The 7,994-nt window shown below is 64.0% G+C and carries 14 protein-coding genes; 8 read left to right on the forward strand and 6 right to left on the reverse strand.

Annotated elements, in window-relative coordinates:
- The 3 genes from JMJ56_RS32000 to JMJ56_RS32010 all read right to left on the reverse strand — a co-directional run.
- Positions 1-303 (reverse strand): hypothetical protein (locus JMJ56_RS32000; protein ID WP_202835924.1); only part of this gene is annotated, 303 nt, incomplete at its 3' end.
- The gene (locus JMJ56_RS32005) at positions 300-680 is read right to left on the reverse strand and encodes a hypothetical protein (RefSeq protein ID WP_202835925.1); all 381 of its coding nucleotides are present in this window, start codon (positions 678-680) and stop codon (positions 300-302) included. The genes JMJ56_RS32005 and JMJ56_RS32000, both read right to left, overlap by 4 nt.
- A complete protein-coding gene (locus tag JMJ56_RS32010) occupies positions 677-1,057 on the reverse strand; it encodes a hypothetical protein (RefSeq protein ID WP_202835926.1) in 381 nt (126 codons plus the stop codon). The genes JMJ56_RS32005 and JMJ56_RS32010 overlap by 4 nt, the downstream gene beginning before the upstream one ends.
- Before the next feature lie 131 nt (positions 1,058-1,188).
- Here JMJ56_RS32010 and JMJ56_RS32015 point away from each other — a divergent pair, with 131 nt between their 5' ends.
- The 5 genes from JMJ56_RS32015 to JMJ56_RS32035 all read left to right on the forward strand — a co-directional run bounded on the left by JMJ56_RS32015 (position 1,189) and on the right by JMJ56_RS32035 (position 2,955).
- Positions 1,189-1,434 (forward strand): helix-turn-helix domain-containing protein, encoded by a 246-nt coding sequence (locus JMJ56_RS32015; RefSeq protein WP_202835936.1) that lies wholly within the window; start codon positions 1,189-1,191, stop codon positions 1,432-1,434.
- A gap of 8 nt (positions 1,435-1,442) precedes the next feature.
- Positions 1,443-1,688, forward strand: a complete 246-nt coding sequence (locus tag JMJ56_RS32020) for a helix-turn-helix domain-containing protein (RefSeq protein WP_236039021.1) — start codon at positions 1,443-1,445, stop codon at positions 1,686-1,688.
- Positions 1,689-1,787: 99 nt separating this feature from the next.
- Positions 1,788-2,090 carry a hypothetical protein gene (locus tag JMJ56_RS32025; RefSeq protein WP_202835927.1) on the forward strand — a complete coding sequence of 101 codons (303 nt, stop codon included), beginning with the start codon at positions 1,788-1,790 and terminating at the stop codon, positions 2,088-2,090.
- On the forward strand, positions 2,087-2,464 hold the full coding sequence (locus tag JMJ56_RS32030) for a MarR family transcriptional regulator (protein ID WP_202835928.1): 378 nt from the start codon (positions 2,087-2,089) through the stop codon (positions 2,462-2,464). Before JMJ56_RS32025 ends, JMJ56_RS32030 begins: the two co-directional genes overlap by 4 nt.
- Positions 2,465-2,739: 275 nt before the next feature.
- Positions 2,740-2,955, forward strand: a complete 216-nt coding sequence (locus JMJ56_RS32035) for a hypothetical protein (RefSeq protein WP_202835929.1) — start codon at positions 2,740-2,742, stop codon at positions 2,953-2,955.
- Positions 2,956-3,037: 82 nt separating this feature from the next.
- On the opposite strand, the gene JMJ56_RS32040 is transcribed toward JMJ56_RS32035, so the two are convergent.
- A complete protein-coding gene (locus tag JMJ56_RS32040) occupies positions 3,038-3,214 on the reverse strand; it encodes a hypothetical protein (protein WP_202835930.1) in 177 nt (58 codons plus the stop codon).
- Between the two features lie 140 nt (positions 3,215-3,354).
- On the opposite strand from JMJ56_RS32040, the gene JMJ56_RS32045 reads away from it, so the two are divergent.
- From JMJ56_RS32045 to JMJ56_RS32055, 3 genes are all read left to right on the forward strand, one after another.
- Positions 3,355-3,789 (forward strand): GFA family protein, encoded by a 435-nt coding sequence (locus tag JMJ56_RS32045; protein WP_202835931.1) that lies wholly within the window; start codon positions 3,355-3,357, stop codon positions 3,787-3,789.
- Between the two features lie 501 nt (positions 3,790-4,290).
- Positions 4,291-4,680 carry a helix-turn-helix domain-containing protein gene (locus tag JMJ56_RS32050; RefSeq protein ID WP_202835932.1) on the forward strand — a complete coding sequence of 130 codons (390 nt, stop codon included), beginning with the start codon at positions 4,291-4,293 and terminating at the stop codon, positions 4,678-4,680.
- 804 nt (positions 4,681-5,484) lie between these two features.
- Positions 5,485-5,853 (forward strand): calcium-binding protein, encoded by a 369-nt coding sequence (locus JMJ56_RS32055; protein ID WP_202835933.1) that lies wholly within the window; start codon positions 5,485-5,487, stop codon positions 5,851-5,853.
- 568 nt (positions 5,854-6,421) lie between these two features.
- Here the strand turns inward: JMJ56_RS32055 and JMJ56_RS36325 are convergent.
- Entirely contained in the window at positions 6,422-6,901 is a 480-nt protein-coding gene (locus JMJ56_RS36325; RefSeq protein WP_407927986.1) for a DUF1772 domain-containing protein, read from the reverse strand.
- Between the two features lie 708 nt (positions 6,902-7,609).
- Entirely contained in the window at positions 7,610-7,861 is a 252-nt protein-coding gene (locus JMJ56_RS32065) for a hypothetical protein (protein WP_202835935.1), read from the reverse strand.
- Between the last annotated feature and the right edge of the window lie 133 nt (positions 7,862-7,994).

Genomic DNA, 7,994 nt, shown 5'->3' on the forward strand with positions numbered 1-7,994 from the left:
ACCATGCTCAGCTCGAGGCACCCGCCATGGCGGCGTGACCCAAGTAAACCACCCTCCGGCGAAGCCGGGGCGGTTCACCGGCGCCTCGGCCAGCCGCTCTGTCGCCTCGAGCTGACGCTCGCACCAAGCATCGCAGCCCGCGTCGCCGAGGCCGTTGCTGAGGCTGGGATGCCGATACGGCTGATAGGCCTGCCAGGCCGTGGCGAAGGCCTCAGGGGCGGGCGCGGCCACCACGGCGCCGACGGCCGCGGCAGGCAGCGCAGCGGCGCTAGCGAGCAGCGCGCGGCGAGATGCGGTGCTCATGCCGCGCCTCCTGTCAGCCGCAGCACGTCGTGCAGCAAGTCCGATGCCCACACCCCGGCCGTTGTGCCGTCATAGCTCTCACTGCCGTCCGGCATGAGGGCTTCGGCCTTTGCCGCCAAGGCCTTGGCGCGCATGCCGGCGAGGGTCTGTGGCCGGGCGGCGCTGATGGCCTTGCCTGAGGCCTCGTAGGCCACCCAATGCGGGTTGCTGTCGTCGCAGTCGCGGTCGTCGCTGTTCAGGGCGTCGACCAGGGCCGGGTGCGCCTGGCAGAGCGCGATCAGCGCGGCGTCAGGGTGCACCGGGACGGGCGAGGCGAGTGCGGTGCCGCCGGCAGCGGCGGTCAGCAGGGCCGCGCCGAGCATGATGCGGCGGTTCATCCGAAAAGCGCCCGAGCGAAGCCGGTGCGCAGGTTGGCCGGAAGCCGGTCCCCGTTGCTGCGGTAGGCGGCGCGCACCTGGTCGGCGGTGGGGGTGATGCCCTGAAAGGTGGCGTCGAAGCGCACCGTCAGAGGAGAGGCCTCGGCGGGCTCGCAGTCCTGCAGCGGGGCGTCCATGCGGGCGAGGAGGTCGACCAGCGCGGCGACCGCGGCCTCGATGTTGGCCCGGCCGGTGCTGGCGGGGATGCGGAGGACAGGGCCGCCGGTGGCGTCGGAACCGAGGAGGATCTCGCCGGCGATGGGCGAAGTCAGGACGCGCGCAAGGCAAGGCGCCGTTCCTCTTCTCGGTTCGAGGGTGGTATGGGTGCACGCAGCCATGATCCGGGTCCTGCTCTCGGGTTGTGGTCAGGCCGGGCGGGGTGCGTCCAACACATCGTCCGGCCGTTCGTATCGCTTGCGCGACACCTTCGAAATCGCATAGAAGATGCGATATGGTCAAGGTGTTTCGCATGAAAGATGCGATTAGCGTCGAGCAGAGCCGTGCGGCCCGAGGCCTATTGAATTGGTCCAGGGATGATCTGGCTGCGGCTAGCGGTGTGCCCAAAAGGACGATCGCTGACTTCGAACTGGCCACCACGGCGCCTCGAAGCCGCACACTTCAGGCTATTCGTACGGCCTTCGAAGCCGCCGGCGTCGAGTTCATTCCCGAGAATGGTGGCGGGGCTGGGGTGCGGCTGAGGAGGACGAGCGCTTGAGCCCATCCATGGCGATTACCGCCGCGCAATCCCGAGGTGCCAGGGGCATGCTCGAATGGACCCAAAGCGAATTGGCTGAAGTAGCGGGCGTGACACAGCGGGCTGTCGTCGATTTTGAGCGCGATGTTGGACTAAGAGCAGCTGCTGACGTCACCGCAATCCGCACCGCCCTCGAGGCCGCTGGCGTCGAGTTCATCGCGGAGAATGGCGGCGGCGCTGGGGTGCGGCTGAGGAAGGCAACCGAAGAGCGTTAGCAGGGCCCTCGGCTGGATCTCATTTTCGCTAGTGTCCGCCACCACCCGATGGTCAGGGTTTGCTCACCGGCCCTGCTTCAGACGTCGTGGAGGATGGGTATGCCGACCTCTACCGAGACAATGTCCAACTCAGAAATGGCCGCCACCCTGCTACGTCTCTTCGACGATGCCGTTCTGCGAAATGAGGCTCGTCAGCAGCAGGCTGCGACAATGGTCGCATTGAGCGAGATGGGCCCCTCTGTGGCGCCAGCTCAGTGGGGAGTTGGTATTGCGCCATTGGAGGCGCTGGCCAGGTTTGCCGGCTATCCAGACCTGGCATCAGCCTGCGACCGGCTTGTGATGTTGGAGGCTGGCTTGGAGGCGGAGCGGGCAGCGGCGCAGCGAGCGGCGGAGAAGCTGTGACAGAGGCTGGAATAGGCGACGACCCCGACCGTCTGCTGCAGATCCCGCGTGAGACGTGCCTGTCTGAGATCCGATGCGACCGGCCGGACCTGACCCTTCGCCAACTCGCGGTGCTGCTGATTGTCTACCAGACCGAGGAGCTGCAAACCGTCCGCGGGTTGGCGAAGCATTTGAACATCAGCAAGCCCGTCGTCACCCATGTGCTTAACCGGCTGGAAGAGCTCGACTTGGCATACCGGAAGATTGATCCGAAGGACCGTCGCAGTGTGCTCGTGCAGCGGACGCCCGGTGGGGCTGCGATGATGGAGCGACTGAGAGCGACGATGGCAGCAGCGACCACCGAGGCGGCGCAGCAGGCGGCCGAGCAGCCGTGACGCCGCATGAAGCCACCGCTCTGGGTCTAGCCGTCCTGTTGATCGTGGGTGTTAGGCTCTTTGAGATAGCGGAAACCCGAACCGGCGTCCTGATGATGGCCGGCGCGCTGCTGGCAATCGCCCTCGTGGTCCTTCGCCAATGGAGCCGATAGGAGCCACAGCGGCGCCTGCTTGCTGCACCAAGCTCCTCGCTGATAGAACCAATGTCGAGAATAGTACAGTTTGTGATATACCTATACGCGATAGCTTCTAGGCTTCGCGTGAAGGGTTCGGGGATGCGGTTGTCGCTTCTGGGGTGTGTGCTGCTGGCGGGGTGCGTCGGCTCGGAGGTGTTCGTCCTCCGCAATCCGGCCACTGGTGAAATTAAGGAGTGCCGCGCTGAGGGCGCCCGCAACTCGTTCTTCCCGATCGCCCAGGCCATGATCGACAACTCGACGGCGGCGTCCTGCGCCCGCGGGTATCAGGCGGCGGGCTGGCAGAAGATGAACTAGCCGCCCCACCAGCCCTTGGTGTCTCCACCGATGGCCCGCTGACAACCACCTCATGAGATGCCCGCCGCAGCTGGACCCGGCATCAGAAGGTCGCCCGCCAGGCAAAGGTGCGGTCACTGGTCGCCGGGGTGCCGAGGTTGACCGTGAAGGCCGTCGAGGTGATCCCGGTCACGTAGTGCCCGGCGCCGGACTGCACCGGGCTGATCGGGACCAGCTGGACCTGCTGCGGCGCGATCGACAGGCCATGCGCAATAGCCACCGCCTGCTGCCCGTGAAGTCTTTACAGTGGCGGCTGGACTGGCGCGCGAGCGACTGCAAAGGGTGGGAAGCGGACCAACGCCGCTTGACCATCCAAGTCCCTGCGGATGGGATACGGCCCGCGCGAGGAGAAGTCAGGCTATGGAACTGCCGTTGAAGGGCGGCTGCATGTGCGGAGCGATCCGCTACGAGATCACCTGCGAGCCCACCCGCGTCTATGCGTGCCATTGCACCGACTGCCAGCGTGCGACGACCAGCGCCTTCTCGATCGGCGTCGCGGTTCCGGCAAATGCGTTTCGGCTGTCGGGCAAGGAGCTGCGAGGCGTTCCCGGGGGCGTCACCGACAGCGGGCGCGCCAAGACGCGCTGGGTTTGCCCCGATTGCGGGATTTGCATCTGCGGCGGCGTGAAGCCGGGAACCGAGCCGCCTGGCTCCGCGCGCGTCGTCCGTGGCGGCACGCTCGACGACACTTCGTGGCTACGGCCGACGACACACTTCTACGTGCGGAGCAAGCAGCCCTGGGTCGTCCTGCCAGAGGACGCCACGGTGTACGAGACGGCGCCGAACCGCGGCTGATGCCGCGTGGACATGTCCCGAAGTGGCGGGCGCGCCTCGGCTACAGCCGCTTCGGGTCGGCAACGGTCGCTCTAGCGCTCTGTCATCACCTCGGCCGGCGCCACGATCATCGGACCAGCCCATCCGGCGCTGGTTCTTGTCGAGGACGTTGGCGGGGATGCCGGTCTTGGAGAGGGTGCTTGCGAAACGTCGAGGCTCGGACATTTGCTTGCTCGCTTTGACCCGCAACCTCACCTCGCCTCTGCACCGCCTGTAGTTCAGCAAGCCCTAGGTCCGCATCCCCGATCGCCGAAGACGCGCGGGTTCATCGGGCCAGCTGCAGCTGGTGGCGTCGAAGATCAGCCGGGCCATGTCGGGGCCGACCTCGCCAGCGCCACCTGACCTTCACCACAAACACTATCCTGCCGTCACATCCACGTAATGAGATTGTTCTCGCGGGATAATGCGCTGAGCGCCGCCGCACAACTCATTAGACAAGCGTCATCAACCAGGACGCGGCAGATGGGCCTAACTGATCAGCAGGACGAACCGCAAAGCCAACGCGCCACCATGGTGGACTTGCATGTTGGGCGCCGGATCCGGGAGCGGCGGCGTGCCATGGGGCTGTCGCAGATGCAGTTGGCTCGCATCATCGGCGTGACCTACCAGCAGGCGCACAAGTATGAGCGAGGGCAAAACCGCATTTCCGCCGGCCGCCTGTTCAGTGTTGCGCAAGCGCTTGCTGTTGATCCCGCATGGTTCTTCGAAGGCATTTCGGAGCACGGTGAGACCCAGGAGGTAGCCCCACGCCAGCGCATGTGCTTGGAGCTGGTACGCAACTTCGCTCTGATCAAAGACGAAAAGCACCAGGAGGCCATCAGCAACATGGCTCGCTCAATGGCCAACTCCTAGCGCCTTCAGCACGACGTTGCCGAACCGCTTCTCATCCTCATCCATCGTCCGAATACCGACTGCACCACCCGCCATCGTCCATCGCGGGCATCCGCGATCGGACAGAATTTCGGCGTTGCACCGCTTCAGCCTTTAGCCCTGCGCTGGTGGCAGCAAGCCGTCGAGGTCTAACGCCATGGGCGCGCCCTTCTCTCGCTCTCGAGTGCTCAGGACCGCTAGCCGAGTGCGAAGGGCGTTGTCTACGCGTTTCCCAGCGATAGTTTGCAAGCGGCCTAACCGGGCAGACCCTCGGCTTAGCCAATGATCCGCAACGGCTCGCCCATGGTGGCGCTCGACTTGGTCGTGTCCGACATGACGATCTCCTGCCTAGTTGGGGTGGATGAGGTGCCAACGGCGGCCGACGCTGCCGGTTACAGCCGTCGACCCACACTTCCAACGCATCAACGCCACCTATGTCAGCGCAGCAGGACCAATCAACCAAATGAGTTTGCTGCAGTAACTATTCAGCAAGATGGTGATTACAGAAAATTTAATAGATCCGATCGATGGTTATCTAAGGTTAAAACGATGATCGGGCGATGGTGCCCTATTTCGAGCTAAGTGCCTGCGATGCACGCTAACGAACACAACTTTGACGTGTATCTTACATTTGTTTTAACAACTTTAAGTATACTTAGATAGCTACCATGACTTTCGTGGATAGGGTTGGCTTCTAACTACTCCCGCGTTCACCGGACAGAGACGTAACTTGGAATAATCTCAAGTAGATTTGTATATGCATTTAACAATCCATAGGATCTTACCGTGACCTTCTTTCGCGGCACCATCGGCGACGACCTTCTGATCGGCACTAGCAGCAACGACTACATCACCGGTGGAGGCGGCAACGATGTCATTACGGGCGGAGCAGGTAACGACAGGCTGCGCGGTGGCGCAGGGGCTGACACCTTCCTGTTCAATCGTGCTGACGGCCATGACCGGATTGTTGGTTTCCGGCAGGGAGTTGATCACCTGGAGTTCCACGGCATGTCCGGCCGCGAGATCACCTGGACCGTAGGAGAAGGGGGCGTGACCCTCAGTTATGGCGGTCTGGCCGGTCAGGCGGCTAATCACGGCGAAATCTTCATCGCCGGGATCACGTCGCTGGGCTTCAACGACTTCATCTTCAGCTGACCGCAGGACCGTCGGCGAGGCCACGCTGGGGCGACCAGGACGATTGCCGGGTCGGGACCCTCGTTGTGTCCCAAAGGCGTTGCCGGGCTCCATAGCGGCGCCAGCGTGGTTACGGCAGGGCCTCGCGCACGCGCCCGTACGCGATGGCGCGTGGTGGTGCAGAAATCGCGCTCCCGCAGTTATGCCGGTGCCGCGCCGGGCGGAGAGGCACCACATCGGCCGAGGCCGGCGGGGGGATCACTCCCGCCTCGCGCAGCGCTTTCAACGTGGCGCAGCACGGCGCTACCCGCCGCTGAACGCCTCGCCCCACAGCCCATCTAGCCAGAGCACCTGGTCCTCCGGCAGCCGCACCGATCCCGCCTGTCATGGAGCCATTGCCGGAGCCGCTCGAGCCGGACCCGGTCCTGCAGCGTCACCGTCGGCCGGCCGGCCAGCAGGGCGATCTGCTTCCGGGCCGAGCGTGGCGCCAAGCTGGCCAAGGTGAAGGCCGGCGCTGCCTGCCACTGCGTCAGTGGACCGGCCTACGCTTGGTACCCAAACCTTAGGTCGGCGTTGGGGGCGAGCGGACCTAGCGGGTAGCCAGGGAGCCCCAAGCAAACAGGAGCGACGCGGCGGAGCCAAGCACGCTCCGGACGCCGTGCAGGGTGCCCCAACGATGCAGCAGCCCACGGCTTTTTGCCCCCGCCTCCTGTGGCATCATCGCCATCAAAGGCTTGTTCACTGGCATGATGACCAACATCGTAAACGGCCAGTTTGCGAGCAGGAGCAGGCTCCCTGCCATCCATTGCCACTCGCGGGAGCCAACCAGGCCAGGAGCCCTGCAGCCCCTCCCAGCATGGCCAAGCCAGCCTGAATGGGCAGGGCGCGCTTGTAGCTGGGCTGCCACTGCGCGAGCAGGGGCGCGTCCTCCAAGCTCATCCTGGCGGGATGCTCGACGATGCTGATGTAGAGTGCGGCCCCGGCAAAGAGGGTCGCGATGACAAGGGCAACAAGGCCAGCAGGAACCACCTGAATTCTCCCCTGGTTCGCTGTCGGGAGACGCGACCACGCCTAATGCGCCTTCCCGGACTAACAGGGAGCCATGCAAGAGAGGTCAAAGCGGCGACGGCAACAAGATGAAGGCCCGCTCTGCCTACCGGGAGAACGGGCCTTCAACTGGCAACTGCCGCAGCGGGGACCAACCAACGGCGGCAAGTGTATGCAACGAAGCACGCCACAGGTTTGTCCGCTACTGTTCCATTAATAGTGGAACGATGCCACTCAAACTAGCTTTGTACGGGTGTAGCGGGAGGAGGCATATACGGCTGCCTTGAACATCACCGATCGCTGGTTAGTGCCTCGATCGGAGCTCAACGTCGGACCACTGTCCGACAAGCAAAGGCACATCGCCGGGTATAAGGGCGTAGGCCTCAATCATGTGGTTCGTACTCAAAGCGAAGGTCACTGCAAAAATTAGCTTTTGCTCCGCGCCTTCAGCCTGAAGTTTCACGCGTCGGCGCCAATGACCACCATCACGGCCAAGTTGCGTCCAGCTGCCCTCGGCGGCCACCTCATGACCGAAATCATAGCAGCGTAGTCGATGTTCAGCAGCGCGCAGGCGGCGCGCAGCAAGTCGTTCGTACGACTGCCTACAATTGGTCACGAGCACTTTTTCCCGATCTGGTTTCCTAGCCATAGGAGAAAGCGTAAAACAGATTTATTAATCTATGATTGTGGTGAGAAGACATCGCCGCGAGCAGTTGCAAAAGCGAAACCGCTATAGCGCTGCCTCAACGGCATCATTCAGGCGGCCGCTCGTAGCACAGGCCATCCACTCCTCCACCGTCACCTCGGCCGGCGCCACGATCACCGGGCCTGCCCAGCCCGTCCGGCGCTGGTTCTCGGCGATGGCTGCCCGCACCGCCACCGGGTCGGCCATCTCCTCGTCGGTGAGCTCGACCACATAGCTCGGCGTCGGCCGATGCCGCGCCTCGAGGGCGGCAAGGCGGCGATGCATGGTCCCGCTCATGGCCGAACCTCCGCCTTGGGCGCCGCGTCGACGATACGCTGCAGATCCGCATCACTGGTGCTCTCTGGAAGGCCGAGGAAGGCCCACAGCGCCGCGTCGGGCCACTCGGCTAGCGGTAGGTGTCGGAAGGCCT

It is taken from the genome of Belnapia arida (genome assembly GCF_016773205.1).
In the GTDB taxonomy this organism is placed as follows: Bacteria; Pseudomonadota; Alphaproteobacteria; order Acetobacterales; family Acetobacteraceae; genus Belnapia; species Belnapia arida.

Bases quoted from the DNA above. Each gene is read 5' to 3' on its own strand.
- JMJ56_RS32065 (WP_202835935.1), bottom strand. From the start codon at position 7,861: ATGAGCGGGACCATGCATCGCCGCCTTGCCGCCCTCGAGGCGCGGCAT.
- JMJ56_RS32045 (WP_202835931.1), top strand. From the start codon at position 3,355: ATGGAACTGCCGTTGAAGGGCGGCTGCATGTGCGGAGCGATCCGCTAC.
- JMJ56_RS32010 (WP_202835926.1), bottom strand. From the start codon at position 1,057: ATGGCTGCGTGCACCCATACCACCCTCGAACCGAGAAGAGGAACGGCG.
- JMJ56_RS32015 (WP_202835936.1), top strand. From the start codon at position 1,189: ATGAAAGATGCGATTAGCGTCGAGCAGAGCCGTGCGGCCCGAGGCCTA.
- JMJ56_RS32035 (WP_202835929.1), top strand. From the start codon at position 2,740: ATGCGGTTGTCGCTTCTGGGGTGTGTGCTGCTGGCGGGGTGCGTCGGC.
- JMJ56_RS32005 (WP_202835925.1), bottom strand. From the start codon at position 680: ATGAACCGCCGCATCATGCTCGGCGCGGCCCTGCTGACCGCCGCTGCC.
- JMJ56_RS32050 (WP_202835932.1), top strand. From the start codon at position 4,291: ATGGGCCTAACTGATCAGCAGGACGAACCGCAAAGCCAACGCGCCACC.
- JMJ56_RS32025 (WP_202835927.1), top strand. From the start codon at position 1,788: ATGCCGACCTCTACCGAGACAATGTCCAACTCAGAAATGGCCGCCACC.
- JMJ56_RS32020 (WP_236039021.1), top strand. From the start codon at position 1,443: ATGGCGATTACCGCCGCGCAATCCCGAGGTGCCAGGGGCATGCTCGAA.